The 16029-nt window shown below is 64.3% G+C and carries 14 protein-coding genes; 2 read left to right on the top strand and 12 right to left on the bottom strand.

All coding sequences use genetic code 11. From position 1 onward, the window contains the following. The first annotated feature begins 229 nt into the window (after nt 1-229). Nucleotides 230-1225, top strand: coding sequence for an alpha/beta fold hydrolase (locus tag V0R59_RS03840; protein WP_330073472.1), 996 nt, complete (start codon nt 230-232; stop codon nt 1223-1225). Here V0R59_RS03840 and aauR read toward each other — a convergent pair. From aauR to V0R59_RS03790, 10 genes are all read right to left on the bottom strand, one after another. Continuing rightward, nucleotides 1222-2550 carry a two-component response regulator AauR gene (gene aauR / locus V0R59_RS03835; RefSeq protein ID WP_330073473.1) on the bottom strand — a complete coding sequence of 443 codons (1329 nt, stop codon included), beginning with the start codon at nt 2548-2550 and terminating at the stop codon, nt 1222-1224. The genes V0R59_RS03840 and aauR overlap by 4 nt on opposite strands. After that, nucleotides 2547-4454, bottom strand: a complete 1908-nt coding sequence (gene aauS, locus V0R59_RS03830; protein WP_330073474.1) for a two-component sensor histidine kinase AauS — start codon at nt 4452-4454, stop codon at nt 2547-2549. Before aauS ends, aauR begins: the two co-directional genes overlap by 4 nt. A 63-nt stretch (nt 4455-4517) precedes the next feature. Then, complete coding sequence (locus V0R59_RS03825) at nt 4518-5252, bottom strand: amino acid ABC transporter ATP-binding protein (RefSeq protein ID WP_330073475.1); 735 nt, start codon at nt 5250-5252, stop codon at nt 4518-4520. After that, entirely contained in the window at nt 5249-5920 is a 672-nt protein-coding gene (locus V0R59_RS03820) for an ABC transporter permease subunit (protein WP_330073476.1), read from the bottom strand. The genes V0R59_RS03825 and V0R59_RS03820 overlap by 4 nt, the downstream gene beginning before the upstream one ends. Next, entirely contained in the window at nt 5920-6666 is a 747-nt protein-coding gene (locus V0R59_RS03815) for an amino acid ABC transporter permease (protein WP_330073477.1), read from the bottom strand. The genes V0R59_RS03820 and V0R59_RS03815 overlap by 1 nt, the downstream gene beginning before the upstream one ends. 97 nt (nt 6667-6763) lie before the next feature. Then, the gene (locus tag V0R59_RS03810; RefSeq protein ID WP_330073478.1) at nt 6764-7687 is read right to left on the bottom strand and encodes a glutamate/aspartate ABC transporter substrate-binding protein; all 924 of its coding nucleotides are present in this window, start codon (nt 7685-7687) and stop codon (nt 6764-6766) included. Between the two features lie 369 nt (nt 7688-8056). Next, nucleotides 8057-9577 carry a glycerol-3-phosphate dehydrogenase gene (gene glpD, locus V0R59_RS03805; RefSeq protein WP_330073479.1) on the bottom strand — a complete coding sequence of 507 codons (1521 nt, stop codon included), beginning with the start codon at nt 9575-9577 and terminating at the stop codon, nt 8057-8059. A 184-nt stretch (nt 9578-9761) separates the two neighbouring features. Then, nucleotides 9762-10517, bottom strand: a complete 756-nt coding sequence (glpR, locus tag V0R59_RS03800) for a DNA-binding transcriptional repressor GlpR (protein ID WP_330073480.1) — start codon at nt 10515-10517, stop codon at nt 9762-9764. Nucleotides 10518-10655: 138 nt separating this feature from the next. After that, nucleotides 10656-12155, bottom strand: a complete 1500-nt coding sequence (glpK, locus tag V0R59_RS03795) for a glycerol kinase GlpK (RefSeq protein WP_330073481.1) — start codon at nt 12153-12155, stop codon at nt 10656-10658. A 57-nt stretch (nt 12156-12212) separates the two neighbouring features. After that, nucleotides 12213-13064: an MIP/aquaporin family protein gene (locus tag V0R59_RS03790; protein ID WP_330073482.1), complete on the bottom strand. Its 852-nt coding sequence runs from the start codon at nt 13062-13064 to the stop codon at nt 12213-12215. 302 nt (nt 13065-13366) lie between these two features. Between V0R59_RS03790 and ybaK the strand changes: the two genes are divergently transcribed. Beyond that, nucleotides 13367-13837 (top strand): Cys-tRNA(Pro) deacylase, encoded by a 471-nt coding sequence (gene ybaK / locus V0R59_RS03785; RefSeq protein ID WP_330073483.1) that lies wholly within the window; start codon nt 13367-13369, stop codon nt 13835-13837. Between the two features lie 44 nt (nt 13838-13881). Here the strand turns inward: ybaK and V0R59_RS03780 are convergent, their stop codons facing one another. Both V0R59_RS03780 and argF read right to left on the bottom strand, forming a co-directional pair. Further along, nucleotides 13882-14952 (bottom strand): ABC transporter ATP-binding protein, encoded by a 1071-nt coding sequence (locus tag V0R59_RS03780; protein ID WP_330073484.1) that lies wholly within the window; start codon nt 14950-14952, stop codon nt 13882-13884. Beyond that, a complete protein-coding gene (gene argF, locus V0R59_RS03775) occupies nt 14949-15869 on the bottom strand; it encodes an ornithine carbamoyltransferase (RefSeq protein ID WP_330073485.1) in 921 nt (306 codons plus the stop codon). Before argF ends, V0R59_RS03780 begins: the two co-directional genes overlap by 4 nt. Nucleotides 15870-16029: the final 160 nt, after the last annotated feature.

Below are 16029 nucleotides of genomic sequence, written 5' to 3'. Positions count from 1 at the left end.
TGGCTTGTCCTTGATGGGCGTGGCCGGAGGCGCCACGGTGGGCGGATTTCAGGACAAGACCCGGACATCGGTGCGGTAGATAGCTATTGCCGGAGCGTCACTCGCGGGCGGGGGAAATGCTGCCATTGAGCGAGGTTCACGAAACTGTCACCGAACTGTGGCAGCGCGACGGCACAAACATCATCACACTCGCGCTCTACTGGGGATTTTCGTTTTCGGTGTTTCTTCCATGCGGGTCTATTTCTTTCTTTTCGCGCTGCTTTGCGCCTTTCCGTCGTTCGCCGCCTCGCGTTGCGATGTCCATGCGCCTGTCGAACAGGCCCGGCTCAAGCAGGTCAGCCTCGCCTACCAGAGTGTCGGCCGCGCCAGCGATCCGGCCCTGCTGCTGGTGATGGGATTGGGTGGGCAGTTGATCCACTGGCCTGACGAGGTCGTCGAGGCGCTGTGCCGCCAGGGTTTCCGGGTGATTCGCTATGACAATCGCGATGTCGGCCTGTCGCGCTGGAACCAGCCACCGGCGGACGCCAGCCTGACCTATGAACTGGTGCGCTATCGCCTCGGCCTCTCGGTGAGCGCGCCCTACACCCTGGAAGACATGGCCGAAGACGGCCTGGAACTGATGAACTACCTGGGCGAAAACCGCTTCCACGTCCTTGGCGTGAGCATGGGCGGCATGATCGCCCAGCATGTCGCGGCGATGGCGCCGGAACGGGTCGAGAGCCTGACCCTGATCATGTCCAGTTCCGGCGCCCAGGGCCTGCCGGCACCGAGCCCGGCATTGATCAGCCAGCTGGCCCGACGCAGCGCGCCGAACCGCGAGGTGGCCATCGAGCAGCAGGCCGACCTGCTGGCCGCGCTGGGCAGCCCGCAGGTGCACGATGATCGGCAGGTCCTGCTGCAGCAGGCGGCGGTGTCCTACGATCGGGCGTTCAATCCGGAAGGCGTGAAGCGGCAGATCATGGCGATCCTCGCCGAACCGAGCCGGGTCGAGCTGCTCAATCGCCTGCGGGTGCCGACCCTGGTAGTACACGGCACTGCCGACCCGTTGCTGCCGGTGATGCACGGCGTGCACCTGGCGGCGCATATCCAGGGCAGCCAGCTGGCGCTGATCCCCGGCCTGGCCCATCGTTTCCAGGAGCCGTTCAAGGCCGCCTTGCTGGCGGCCGTGCTGCCGTACCTGCAATCACATCGTGCCGACGATATCGGCCATATTGCCCAGCGTTAACCCAGGCCGTACTTCTTCACCTTGTCGAACAGGGTGGTCTTGGCCATGCCCAGTTCCTGGCTGGCCTGGCTGAGGTTGCCGCCGGTACGTTGCAGGGCATCGCCGAGCAGGTTGCGTTCGAAGGCTTCCACCGCTTCGGCGAAACCGACGCCTTGCGATGGCGCGCTGGCCCCGGCCTTCTTGAACGCAGGCAGGCCGAGGGCGAAGCGTTCGGCAACGTTGCGCAGCTCGCGCACGTTGCCCGGCCAGTCGTGGCTCATCAGTCGCGACAGGGTCTGGCTGTCCATCTGCGGTGCCTCGCGGTCGAAGCGCAGCGATGATTGCTGGAGGAAGTGTTCGAACAGTTGCAGGATGTCCTCGCGCCGCTCGCGCAGCGGCGGCAGTTCCAGGGTCACCACGTTGAGCCGGTAGTACAGGTCGCTGCGGAACTGGCCGCTCTGGCCGAGGGATTCCAGGTCGGACTTGGTCGCGGCGATCACCCGGCAATCCACCGGGATGCTCTGGTTCGAGCCGAGGCGTTCCAGGGTGCGTTCCTGCAACACCCGCAGCAGCTTGATCTGCAGGTTGATCGGCATGCTCTCGATCTCATCGAGGAACAGCGTGCCACCGTTGGCGTGCTCGATCTTGCCGATGCGGCGCTTGCCGGCGCCGGTGAAGGCGTTCGCCTCATGGCCGAAGATCTCGCTTTCGAACAGGTTCTCCGGCAGGCCGCCGCAGTTCAGGGCGACGAAGGGCTGGCCCTGGCGCCGGCTGAAGTCGTGCAGGCAGCGCGCGACCAGTTCCTTGCCGGTGCCGGTCTCGCCTTCGATCAGCACGTTGGCCGAGGTGTCGGCGACGTTGGCGATCAGCTCGCGCAGGCTCTGCATCGCCGGCGAACGGCCGATGATGCGTCCTTCCAGGGTGCTGCGCTCGGCCAGCTGGCGGCGCAGGGCGAACACTTCCCGGGCCAGGCCACGCTGTTCCAGGGCGCGACGCACCACGTCCACCAGGCGTTCAGGGGAAAAGGGTTTCTCCATGAAGTCGTAGGCGCCGTTGCGCATGGCGCCGACCGCCATGTCGATATCGCCGTGGCCGGTGATCAGCACCACCGGCAGGCTGCTGTCGCGGGCCTTGAGGCGGCTGAGCAGTTCCAGGCCATCGATGCCGGGCAGGCGGATGTCGCTGACGACGATCCCGGCGAAGTCATCGCCAATGCGCTCCAGCGCCTGTTCGGCGCTGCCCACGCCTTCGCTGACGATATCTTCCAGGGCCAGCGCCTGCTGGCAGCCGAGCAGCACATGCGGGTCGTCTTCGACGATCAGGACGGTCAGGGGCGATGTGTTCATAAGGACTCGGCGGGTTCGGTAGGGGCGGGGAACAACGGCAGGCTGATGACGAACGCGGTACCGCCGCTGGCGGGGTGCTCGACGCCCAGGCTGCCGCCGGCGGCGGCGGCGAGGCTGGCGGACAGGGTCAGGCCGAGGCCCAGGCCGTGCTCGCCCGGCTTGGTGGTGAAGAAGGGTTCGAAGAGGTGCTTGCGTGTCTCGTCGTCGATGCCGTGGCCGTTGTCGCGCACGCGCAGGCGGTATTTGCTGTCGTGGGTCTCGCCTTCCAGCCACAGTTCCGGCAGCGGCACCGCGGCCATGGCGTCGAGGGCGTTGCCGATCAGGTTGACCAGGATCTGCTCCAGGCGGGTCTGGTCGATGGCCAGGGTCTGTTCGCTGTAGTTGCTGTGCAATTTCAGGTGGCAGCCGTCGATGCGCGCGGCGAGCACCTGCAGGGCGGCGTCCACCGCCTTGCCCAGCGAGGCCTGGCCGCGATCGTCGCCACGCCGGGCGAAGGAGCGCAGGCTGGCGGTGATGCGACCCATGCGGTCGATCAGGTCGTTCATGGTCAGCAGGTTGGCACTGGCGATCTCCAGCGAGCCGCGTTCGAGGAAGCGCACGGTATTGCCGGACAGGGTGCGCAGCGCCGCCAGCGGCTGGTTCAGCTCATGGGCGATGCTGGTGGACATCTGCCCGATGGCTGCCAGCTTGCCGGCCTGGACCAGTTCGTCCTGGGCATGGCGCAAGGTCTGTTCGGCCTGGCGTCGCTCGCGGATCTGCGCCTTGAGGCGTTCGTTGCTGGCGCGCAGGTCGGCGGTGCGCTCGGCGATCTTGCGTTCCAGCTGGTTGTTGGCTTCTTCCAGCGCCTCGCGGGCGGCGAGGCGGGTGGCGATCACCTTGCGCCGCTCGTTCCAGGCGATGGCGAGGATGGTCAGCAGGGCGAAGGCCACCGCCACCAGCACGCCCTGGATGATCGACTCGCGGCGCAGGTCCTGCAGCGGGGTGAGCAGGGTGAAGTGCCAGGGGGTATCGGCCAGGCGCCGGGTCTGGGCCAGGTAGGCCACCTCGTGGGTGCCGTCGTCGAGCCGGGCGTTGGCCGGGAAGGTGAGTTTCTCCAGGCTGTCGCCGAGCTTTTCCCGGCCCAGGGGTTGCAGCTCGTTGAGCGAGAACCAGTAGTACTGCAGGCTGCGCGCCAGGCGCTCCTTGGTTTCGGGCGTCAGCGGCCGCACGGATTTCAGGCGCCGCGCCGGATCGCTGGAGAGGATGATGATGCCGTTCTCGTCGCTGACGAAGGCTTCCAGGCGCGCGCGCTGCCAGCGTTCCTCAAGGTTTTCCAGGCGCACCTTGATCACCGCCACGCCGATGATCTTGCCGTGTTCCTCCAGGCCGTGGGCCAGGTAGTAGCCTGGCTCGCCGGTGGTGCTGCCGATGCCGTAGAAACGCCCTGGCTGGCCGCGTACGGCGTCCTGGAAATAGGCACGGAACGACAGGTCCTCGCCGAGGAAGCTGTCGGCATCGCGCCAGTTGCTGGTGGCCTGGACCCGGCCGGTGGTATCGAGGACGAAGATCGCCCGGCTGCGGCTGCGCCGGTTCAGGCCTTCGAGGTATTCGTTGACCGCCTGGCGCTGTTCGCCATCGGTTTCGGTGAGCAGCCGGGACACGCTGTCTTCCAGCTCCAGCAGGCTGGGCAGGTAGGTGTACTTGCTGATTTCGCTCTCCACCGTGCGCGCGTGCAGCTCAAGCTGGCGCTCGCCGGTGTCGCTCAAGGTGCGGATGCCGTTGTGCTCGCTGACCATGAACCCGGCGACACCCAGGCCGATCGTCAGCAGCAGGATCAGCGGCGGGATGAGCAGTTGGCGGATCAGACGGGGTTTCACGGCAAGGGCAGGCTTGGCTGGGTGAAGGAGCGTGGGGTCGCATTTCATCACAGAGGCCTTGTCACGACCAGCGCCCTGCGCCCGACGATGCGGGCGCAGGGCACCAGTGGCTTAGTGTTGCAGGATCTTGCTGAGGAAGTGCTGGGTGCGTTCGTGGCGGCCCGACGGATCGCCGAAGAAGTCTTCCTTCTGGCAGTCCTCGATGATGCTGCCCTTGTCCATGAAGATCACCCGGTTGGCGACCTTGCGGGCGAAGCCCATTTCATGGGTGACGCACATCATGGTCATGCCTTCGTTGGCCAACTCGACCATCACGTCCAGTACTTCGTTGACCATTTCCGGGTCCAGTGCCGAGGTCGGTTCGTCGAACAGCATGACGATCGGGTCCATCGACAGCGCGCGTGCGATGGCCACGCGCTGCTGCTGGCCGCCGGAGAGCTGGCCGGGGTGCTTCTTGGCGTGGGCACCGAGGCCGACGCGGTCGAGCAGGGCCAGGCCCTTCTTGGTCGCTTCCGCCTCGCTGCGGCCGAGCACCTTGCGCTGGGCGATGGTCAGGTTCTCGGTGATGCTCAGGTGCGGGAACAGCTCGAAGTGCTGGAACACCATGCCGACCCGGGAGCGCAGCTTGGGCAGGTTGGTCTTCGGATCGGCGATCGAGGTGCCGTCGACGATGATGTCGCCCTTCTGGAAGGGCTCCAGGGCGTTCACGCACTTGATCAGGGTGGACTTGCCCGAGCCGGACGGGCCGCAGACTACCACCACTTCACCCTTCTTGACCTCGGTGTTGCAGTCGGTCAGTACCTGGAAATCGCCGTACCACTTGTTGACGTTCTTGATGGAAATCATACGGTTATCCTTTTCTGCAGACGCTTGACCAGGAAGGAAGCGGAGAAGCTGATGACGAAGTAGACGGCGCCGGCGAAGACCAGGAACTCGTTGGAGCGTCCGATGATGTCGCCGCTGGCGCGGGCCGAGTTGAGGAAGTCCACGAGGCCGACGGTGTAGACCAGCGAGGTGTCCTGGAACAGGATGATGCTCTGCTGCAGCAGCAGCGGGGTCATCTTGCGGAACGCCTGGGGCAGGATGATCAGGCGCATGGTCTGGCCGTAGGTCATGCCCAGGGCCTGCGCCGCGCCCATCTGGCCCTTGGAGATCGACTGCACGCCGGCACGGACGATCTCGCAGAAGTAGGCCGCCTCGAACATCATGAAGGCCACGACGCAGGAGGTGAAGGCGCCGACGGGGGTGTCCTCGCCGGTGATCCAGCGCAGCACGAAGGGCACCGCCAGGTAGAACCAGGTGATCACCAGCAGCAGCGGGATGGAGCGGAAGTAGTTGACGTAGGCGCCGGCCAGTCGCGACAGCAACTTGCTCGACGACAGGCGCATCAGGGCCAGGACGGTGCCCAGCGCGATACCACCGATGACGCCCATGACCATCAGCTTGAGGGTCATGACCATGCCGTTCCACAGGCCTGGCAGGGCGGGAACGATGCCGCTGAAGTCCATTTCCATCATTTACCTCCCACGGAGATCAGGCCCGGTACCGCGACCTTCTTCTCGACCATGCGCATGAGCAGCATCAGGCCCATGTTCAGGGTGAAGTAGATCAGCGTCGCCAGGGTGAAGGCTTCGAACAGGTTGGCGGAGAACTCGGCGGTCTGCTTGGTCTGCGCGAGCAGTTCCATCAGGCCGATCAGCGAGGCCACGGAGGAGTTCTTGAAGACGTTGAGGAACTCCGAAGTCAGCGGCGGAATGATGATCCGGTAGGCCTGGGGCAGCAGCACGTTGCGGTAGATCTGCGGCAGGCTGAAGCCCATGGCGCGGGCGGCGGCTTCCTGGCCGCGGGGCAGTGCCTGGATACCGGTGCGCACCTGCTCGCAGACGCGGGCGGCGGTGAACAGGCCGAGGCAGATGACCACGCTGATCAGCGCCGAGGTGGTCGGGTTGAGGTCTTGCTTGAACCACTCCTGCAGGCTTTCGGGCAGCAGGTCGGGGACCAGGAAGTACCAGATGAACAGCTGCACCAGCAGCGGTACGTTACGGAAGAGTTCCACGTAGCAGGTGGCGATACCCGATACCACGCGGTTCGGCACGGTGCGCATCACGCCGAGCACGGAGCCCAGCAGCAAGGCGATGATCCAGGCGGCGATGGCAATGGCGATGGTCCAGCCCAGGCCGGTGATGTACCAGTCCAGATAGGTTTCGTCGCCCACGCCGGTGGACTTGAAGAATACGCCCCAGTCCCAGTTGTAATTCATCGGGGTCTCCCCTCGGATAGTTGTTTCACGGGCACCTTCGAGCATCCGGGGGCGCGCGCGCCCTCGGATGAAAGGTTAGACACTAACTAGGTGGGGTTCAGGACTTCTTTTCGTCCGCAGCCTTGTCGGTCGGCTCGGCGATCAGCTTCTTCAGTTCGTCGCTCATCGGGAACTGCAGGTTCAGGCCTTTTGGCGGCACTGGCTGGAGGAACCACTTGTCGTAGATCTTGTTGATCTCGCCGGACTTGTACAGGGCGACGATGGCGTCATCCACGGCTTTCTTGAACGCCGGATCGTCCTTGCGCACCATGCAGCCGTAGATCTCGTAGGACTGCGGGGTACCGGTGATGACCCAGTCGGCGGGCTTCTTGGCCTTGGCCATTTCGCCGGCGAGCAGGGCGTCGTCCATCATGAAGGCCACGGCGCGACCGGATTCGAGCATCTGGAAGGATTCGCCGTGGTCCTTGGCGGAGATCACGTTCATCTTCATCTGCTTGTCGGCGTTCATCGCCTTGAGCAGGCGCTCGGAGGTGGTACCGGCGGTGGTCACCACGTTCTTGCCGGCCAGGTCCGGGAAGTCCTTGTATTGCGGCTGGCCGTCCTTGACCTTGGTCAGCAGGCGGGTACCGACTTCGAAGATGCCCACCGAGAAGCCGACCTGTTGCTGGCGCTCGACGTTGTTGGTGGTGGAACCGCACTCCAGGTCGACGGTGCCGTTCTGCACCAGCGGGATACGGGTCTGCGAGGTGACGAGGTTGTACTTGACGTTCAGGTTCGGCAGGGCCAGGTCCTTTTTCAGGGCCTCGACCACCGCGACCTGGATGTCGTGGGAGTAACCGACCGGTTTGCCCGACGCATCGGCGAAGTAGGAGAACGGAATGGAGGAGTCACGGTGGCCCAGGGTGATGGTGCCCGAGTCCTTGATCTTCTTCAGGGTGCCGGTCAGTTCTTCGGCCATGGCCGGGGAAGCGATCACGGCGGCCGCGATGGCGGCGCCCAACAGATGACGAACGATACGCATCGAATGTTCCTCGAGGTGTGTTTGTTTTTTTTATGAGGCCGTTGGTCGGCCGTTCGTTCAGCGAGCCCGTGCTTTTCGGCACCGGCGCATCCGGGTTCTGAGTGTAGAGCATGAGTCGTGCCAGGCTGTGATTTCGATCACGAATGCCCGTAGTACAGGGGTAGCACAAGGTTTTGACGGAAGGATTGCAGAGAGGTTCGGTCGGGTGGCCGAATAATGGCATGGTTCGCTGTTCGGAAAACCGAATGACTGGTGCGGCGCTGCTTTTCTTTAACGTCTCATCGCTGGCAAGCCAGCTCCCAAAGGGCCCGATACATGCAATCCCTGTGGGAGCTGGCTTGCCAGCGATGGAGGCGACCCGATTCCGGATCAGGCCGCGCGGCTCAGCTCCTTGCGTTGCAGGTAGGCGCGCAGCACCTGCTGCTCCGCCTCGCTGAGGAACAGCCCCAATTTGCTCCGCCGCCAGAGGATGTCATCCGCCGACACCGCCCATTCCTCGCGGCACAGGTAATCCACTTCGCGGCTGAACAACCCGCCACCCATGGCCTCGCCCAGGTCGTCCGGACCCTGCACGCCTTCGAGCAGGCGCCAGGTACGGCTGCCATAGGTCAGCGCCCAACGCTTGGCCAGCGCGCTCGGCAGCCAGCCATGCCGGGCCAGGATCTCGTCGCACAGGGCCTGCGCCGTGCTCATGCCTTCACCACCCGGCAGCGGCGCACTGGCGGTCCAGCTGCCGGTCATCTGGGTGAACCACGGCGCCAGTTCGGCCATGGCCGATTCGGCGAGCTTGCGGTAGGTGGTCAGCTTGCCGCCGAACACCGACAGCAGCGGCGCCTGGCCGGCTTCCGAGGAGAGCGCCAGGGTGTAGTCGCGGGTCACGGCCGAGGGGTTGTCCGACTCGTCGTTGCACAGCGGACGCACGCCGGAATAGGTGTGGAGAATGTCGTCGCGGTTGAGGCGATGCTTGAAGTGCTGGTTGACCACCTTGAGCAGGTAGTCGGTCTCTTGCTCGGTGATCGCCACCTGGGCCGGGTCGCCGCTGTATTCGCGGTCGGTGGTGCCGATCAGGGTGAAGCGTTCCAGGTACGGAATGCAGAAGACGATGCGCTGGTCTTCGTTCTGCAGGATGTAGGCGTGCTCGCCCTCGTACAGCTTCGGCACGATCAGGTGGCTGCCCTGGATCAGACGGATGCCGTAGGGCGCGTCGAGCTTGAGGTCGTCCTTGATGAACTTCGCCACCCAGGGACCGGCAGCGTTGACCAGCGAGCGGGCCTGGATGCTGTGCTGGCTGCCGTCGGCGCGCTCGACCTGCACGTTCCACAGCTTGCCGTCGCGGCGGGCGCTGATGCAGCGGGTGCGGGTGAGGATATGCGCGCCACGCTCACGGGCGGCCATGGCGTTGAGCACCACCAGGCGGGCGTCGTCCACCGCACAGTCGGCGTATTCGAAACCGCGGGTGATTTCCGGCTTGAGCGGATTGTCCGGGCCGAAGCGCAGGCTGCGCGACGCACCGAGCTGCTTGCGCTTGCCCAGGTTGTCGTAGAGGAACAGGCCGGCACGGATCATCCACGCCGGGCGCAGGTGCGGGCGGTGCGGCAGGACGAAGCGCATCGGCTTGACGATGTGCGGGGCCTTGGCCAGCAGCACTTCGCGCTCGGCCAGGGCTTCGCGGACCAGGCGGAATTCGTAGTGTTCGAGGTAGCGCAGGCCGCCGTGGATCAGCTTGCTGCTGGCCGACGAGGTGTGGCTGGCGAGGTCGTCCTTTTCGCAAAGGAACACAGAGAGGCCGCGTCCGGCCGCATCGGCGGCGATGCCGACACCATTGATACCGCCACCGATGACGGCGACGTCATAGATTTCGGCAAGGACGGGAGTGCTGGATGGGGACACGGCAAGGCCTCTCGAAGGTCGTTTTGATATCTTTTTTGAACATGGATGTTCGTATTCGAAAATGGTAGCTCAACAAAACGGCGGCGGCCAGCGACTTTCCATAGAAAATACTGATCCAGTTACAAACAAATGAAGAATTCCGAACATTCACGCCGCCAGCCTTGCGCTGGCGGCTGGGTCAGGGTCAGACCACTTCGAGGCGAATCTTGTATTGGTTGAGCAGTTGGGTCAGTGCAGCGACCGGAGCCTGGTCGGTCACCAGGCAGTCGATCAGGCTGATGGAACCCAGGCGCACCATGGCGTTGCGCCCGAACTTGCTGGAGTCGGCAGCGAGAATCACCTGGCGCGCGTTGGCGATGATCGCCTGGGACACCCGCACTTCCTGGTAGTCGAAGTCCAGCAGGCTGCCATCCTCGTCGATGCCACTGATGCCGACCAGGGCGAAGTCGACCTTGAACTGGTTGATGAAGTCGACACTGGCCTGGCCGACCACGCCGCCGTCGCGGCGCACGTTGCCGCCGGCCAGCAGCACTTCGAAATCATCCTTGGCGCTGAGGATAGAGGCCACGTGCAGGTTGTTGGTGATGATCTTCAGGTGGCTGTGGTTGAGCAGGGCGCGGGCAATGGATTCGGTGGTGGTGCCGATGTTGATGAACAGCGAGGCATGGTCGGGGATCTGCCGGGCCACGGCCTCGGCGATGCGCTGCTTCTCGTCGCGCATCTGGTCGGCGCGCATGGCGTAGGCGGTGTTCTCGATGCTGGAGTCGTAGGCGGCGCCACCGTGATAACGGCGCAGCAGGTTGACCTCGGCGAGCTGGTTGATGTCGCGGCGAATGGTTTGCGGGGTGACGACGAACAACTGCGCCATCTCCTCGATACTGACGTAGCCGCGCTCACGGACCAGTTCGAGAATTTGTTGTTGGCGGGGAGGCAGATTCATGGGCGTCCTATGGGGCGGCCGAAAAATGCTGCAATGATGCCGGAGGAAGGGGCGTCGGACCAGCCTGAGGGCGGCACCGGCATGGCCTTTGGCGCAGCCGTCCACGAACGGGAAGGGCTGCGCCAGGCCGCTGAAACGTTACTCCTCGTGAGGCTCCCAGTCGCGGGTGCGGTCGACGGCCTTGAGCCAGCCGCTGTACAGCTTCTCTTTCGCCGCCTCATCCAGCTGCGGCGTGAATTCGCGCTCGATCAGTGCCTTGCCGCGCAGCTCGTCCAGGCCGCTCCAGAAACCGCAGGCCAGGCCCGCCAGGTAGGCGGCGCCGAGGGCGGTGGTCTCGCGCATCTGCGGACGCTCGACGCAGGTGCCGAGGATGTCCGCCTGGAACTGCATGAGGAAGTTGTTGGCCACCGCGCCGCCATCCACGCGCAGGGCGCTGAGGCGCTGACCGCAGTCCTGCTGCATGGCGTCGAGGACATCGCGGGTCTGGTAGGCGATGGATTCCAGGGCGGCACGGATGATGTGGTCGACTTTGACTCCGCGGGTCAGGCCGAACAGTGCGCCGCGGGCATACGGGTCCCAGTAGGGCGCGCCGAGACCGGTGAAGGCCGGCACCAGGTACACGCCGTTGCTGTCCTTGACCTTGCTGGCGAAGTATTCGGTGTCATGGGCGTCGTTGACGATCTTCAGTTCGTCGCGCAGCCACTGCACGGTGGAACCGCCGTTGAACACCGCACCTTCCAGCGCGTAGGCCACTTCGCCACGCGGACCACAGGCGATGGTGGTGAGCAGGCCGTGGGACGACTGCACGGCTTTCTCGCCGGTGTTCATCAGCAGGAAGCAGCCGGTGCCATAGGTATTCTTGGCCTGGCCCGGCTCCACGCACATCTGGCCGAACAGGGCAGCCTGCTGGTCGCCGGCGATACCGGCGATGGCGATGTTGCTCTTGGTATGGCCGTAGATCTCCGAGGACGGGCGCACCGGCGGCAGCATCTGCTTGGGAATGCCCAGGACCTCGAGCATCCTGTCATCCCATTGCAGGGTGTGGATGTTGAACAGCATGGTCCGCGAGGCGTTGGTGTAGTCGGTGACATGCACCTTGCCGCCGGAGAACTTCCAGATCAGCCAGGTATCGATGGTGCCGAACAGCAGTTCCCCACGTTCGGCGCGCTCGCGCACGCCGTCGACGTTGTCGAGGATCCACTTCAGCTTGGTCCCGGAGAAGTACGGGTCGGTGACCAGGCCGGTGGTCTCGCGGATGTAGTCCTGCAGCCCGTCGCGCTTGAGCTGCTCGCAGATCTCGGTGCTGCGGCGGCACTGCCAGACGATGGCGTTGTACACCGGACGCCCGGTTTCCTTGTCCCACACCACCGTGGTTTCACGCTGGTTGGTGATGCCGATGGCAGCCACCTGGTCGTGACTGATGCCTGCCTGGGCCAGGGCCTCGACCATGGTCGCGCTCTGGGTGGCGAAGATTTCCATCGGGTCGTGCTCGACCCAGCCGGCTTGCGGATAGTGCTGGGCGAACTCGCGCTGGGAGGTACCGACAACGTTTGCGTCACGGTCGAAGATGATGGCCCGCGAACTGGTCGTGCCCTGGTCGAGGGCAATGATGTAGTTCTTGTTCTGAAGGTCTGTCATGTCGTTGGCCTTGCAGTGAAAGAGGTAGAGGTCAGGGCTTGGCGATCCGCGTTCGGATCAGGACGTCTGGGTCTTGCCCTGAGCGTTGTCGTCGGTTTGTGCGCTGGTCGCGGCGGCATTGGGCAGGCTGCGGGCGAAGACGCCACGGTACAGGGCGGCACCGATGCTGGCTCCCATGATCGGCGCGAAAACCGGAACGAGGAAGTAGGGAATGTCACGACCGCCGGTAAAGGCCACTTCGCCCCAGCCTGCGAGGAAGGTCATCAGCTTGGGCCCGAAATCCCGCGCAGGGTTCATTGCGAAGCCGGTCAGCGGGCCCATGGCGCTGCCGATCACCGCGATCAGCAGGCCGATCAGCAGAGGCGCCAGGGGGCCGCGGGGCAGGCCGTTGTTGTCGTCGGTCAAGGCCATGATCACGGCCATCAGGATGGCGGTGATGATCACTTCGACGAGGAACGCCTGGCCGGTGGACAGCGCCGGGTGCGGATAGGTGGAGAACACCGAGGCCAGTTCCAGGCTGGCCTGGCTGCCGCGGACCATGGCGTGGGTCTGTTCGTAATCGAAGAACAGGCTGCTGTACAGCGCGTAGACGAGCGCCGCACCGCAGAAGGCGCCGGCGACCTGGGCGAGGATGTAGAACGGCAGCCTGGCTTTCTCGAAGCCGGCGAAGATGCACAGGGCGATGCTTACGGCCGGGTTCAGGTGCGCGCCGGAGATTCCGGCGGTCAGGTAGATCGCCATGCTCACGCCGACCCCCCAGATGATGCTGATTTCCCATAGCCCGAAGCTGGCACCCGCGACCTTGAGCGCGGCGACGCAACCCGTGCCGAAGAAGATCAGCAGGGCCGTGCCGAAGAACTCGGCCATGCATTGGCTGGACAACGTCGGTTGTTGCAGAGCGTTCGTCATTCGATTACCTCGGTTCTTGTTGTTGTGAGGCGCTGTCAGCGCTCGACAGAAACCCGGCAGAAATCCCCATTTCGGCCAGGTGGACGGTGTGGATGCACCTTATAAGGGCATCGCTATATTCAGATTCGAAAAAATATAGACAAGAAACGCTTATGTCAAAGGTCGAAAGCGAACCATCATCCACAAATTGACCGATGGCCCACATACCGTCTCGTCCTGTCCTACAAGGCAATGGTTGCGGGCTAGGATTTGCCCTACAGTAGCCAGCGAACGGAAACCGAACACAGTTGTTGGAGCCCCGCATGACCCCTGCCTTGGACCTGTTGAAGAAAGTTCGCGCCGAACATCGCATCCATAGTTATGAACACGACCCCAAAGCCGCGTCCTACGGCCTTGAGGCTGCGGAAAAGCTCAACCTGAATCCGAAGCAGGTGTTCAAGACCCTGCTGGCGGCGACGGAGAAGGGCGAGTTGCTGGTGGCGGTGGTGCCGGTGGTCGGCACTCTGGACCTGAAGGCGCTGGCCCAGGCGGCGGGGGCGAAGAAATGCGAGATGGCGGACCCGGCAGCTGCCCAGCGTTCCACGGGCTACCTGGTGGGTGGAATCAGCCCACTGGGGCAGAAGAAGCGTCTGAGGACATTTATCGATCAGTCCTCACAGGCGTTCGAGACGATCCATGTAAGCGCCGGGCGGCGGGGGCTGGAAGTGGAGTTGGCGGCGGGGGTGTTGGCGGAGCATACACAGGGACAGTTTGCCGATATCGGGCGGGAGTAGGCGAACGTCAGTGTGGGCGGATCAATCCGCCCACATAGGGCCTGTCAGGGCAGCCTTGCCTCGACACTACCAGATGCCGCGAACAGCACCAGGTGATCCGCCGACACCGCGATCCCCACATCCTGGCCGACCTGGTAGTCCAGGTGGCTGGGGAAGATCGCCTCAAGCTGGGTACCGGTCGCCAGTTGCAGGCGATACAGGGTCGAAGCACCCTGGAAGCTCTTGCCGCTGACCCGCGCGCTGAGCGCGCTGTCGGCGGCATGCACGATATCGTCGGGACGCAGCAGCACATCCACCGCACCGCCTACCGGCAAGCTATAGGCGCGATTGCCGCGTAGCTCACCGAGTTCGGTCTGCACCGTATCCGGGCTGAGCAACTGGCCGCGGATGAAGTAGCCCTGGCCGACGAAGCTGGCCACGAAGGGCGTCGCAGGCTCGTGGTAGAGGTTGTAGGGAGTATCCCATTGTTCCAGGCGGCCTTCCTTGAACACGCCGACATGATCGCTTACGGCGAAGGCCTCTTCCTGGTCGTGGGTGACCAGGATCGCGCTGGTGCCGCGGCTCTTGAGGATGTCGCGGACCTCATGGCTGAGGCGTCGGCGCAGTTCCACGTCGAGGTTGGAGAAGGGTTCGTCGAGCAGCAGCAACTGCGGCTCGGGGGCCAGGGCGCGCGCCAGGGCCACGCGCTGCTGCTGGCCGCCGGACAGCTCGTGCGGGTAGCGCCCGCCGAGGCCGTCGAGCTTGACCAGCGCCAGCATGTCCTTGACCACGTCCTGCTTGCGCGGGTGCTTGCCGAGGCCGAAGGCGATGTTTTCCGCCACCGTCAGGTGGGGGAACAGCGCGTAGTCCTGGAACACCATGCCGATACGGCGCTTTTCCGGGGCCAGGGTGAACCCGGCCCTGGAAATCACTTCGCCGGCCAGCGTGATCTCGCCGTCATGTACCGGCTCGAAGCCGGCGATGGCGCGCAGGGTGGTGGTCTTGCCGCAGCCCGACGACCCCAGCAGGCAACCGATGTCGCCGGCATTGAGGTGCAGGTTGAGGTTCTGGACGATGCGCGCCTCGCCATAACCGCAGGCGAGGTTGCGCAGGTTGAGCAGCAGGGAATGACTCATGCGTGGTGGTAGGCCGGTTCAACAAGGAATTCGAGAAGTGCCTTCTGGGCATGCAGGCGGTTTTCTGCCTGGTCCCAGGCGACCGAGCGTGGGTCGTCGAGCAGGTCCATGCTGATTTCCTCGCCGCGGTGGGCAGGCAGGCAGTGCATGAACAGGGCATCGGGGGCGGCCAGGTCAAGCAGCTCGCGGGTCACCTGGTAGGGGGCGAAACGCTCCAGGCGCCGCGCGGTTTCCTCTTCCTGGCCCATGGAGGTCCAGACGTCGGTGCTGATCAGATGGGCATCGCGTACCGCGTCCTTCGGATCGCGGACGATCTGCACGCGGTCACCAGCCTGGGCGACGAACTTCGCGTTCGGCTCGTAGCCTTCCGGGCAGGCGACGCGCAGCTGGAAGTCGAACTGGATGGCCGCTTCTATATAGCTGTTGCACATGTTGTTGCCATCGCCGATCCAGGCCACGGTCTTGCCCTGGATCGAGCCACGGTGTTCGAGGAAGGTCTGCATGTCGGCCAGCAGTTGGCACGGGTGCAGGTCGTCGGACAGGCCGTTGATCACCGGCACGCGGGAATTGGCCGCGAACTCGGTCAGGGTGCTGTGGGCGAAGGTACGGATCATCACCGCATCGAGCATGCGCGACATGACGATGGCGCAGTCGCCGATCGGCTCGCCGCGGCCCAGCTGGGTGTCGCGCGGGGAGAGGAAGATCGCCTGGCCGCCGAGCTGGATCATGCCGGCTTCGAAGGACAGCCGGGTGCGGGTCGAGGATTTCTCGAAGATCATGCCCAGCACGCGGTTCTTCAGGGGCTCGAAGAGTACGCCGCGGTTACGCAGGTCTTTCAGCTCGATCCCTCGGCGGATCACACTGACCAGTTCTTCGGCGGTGAAATCCATCAGGGAGAGAAAGTGCCTAGCGCTCATCATTGACTACCTTTTTGCAACAGACCGCAGATCAGCAACCACCGGTTTTTCGGAAACACGGATGAGACCTGCGGCGTAAGCCGCACGGGGCGACGAAATAGGGGAAGGCGCAATACTATAATTAAATGTCGCGTCTTACCAAGTGGGGTTGCGCCGTGAC

The sequence above is a fragment of the Pseudomonas ulcerans genome (assembly GCF_036324125.1).
Taxonomy (GTDB): domain Bacteria; phylum Pseudomonadota; class Gammaproteobacteria; order Pseudomonadales; family Pseudomonadaceae; genus Aquipseudomonas; species Aquipseudomonas ulcerans.
The sequence above is the reverse complement of the archived record's forward strand: the minus strand, read 5'-3'. Positions and strand labels throughout refer to the sequence as shown.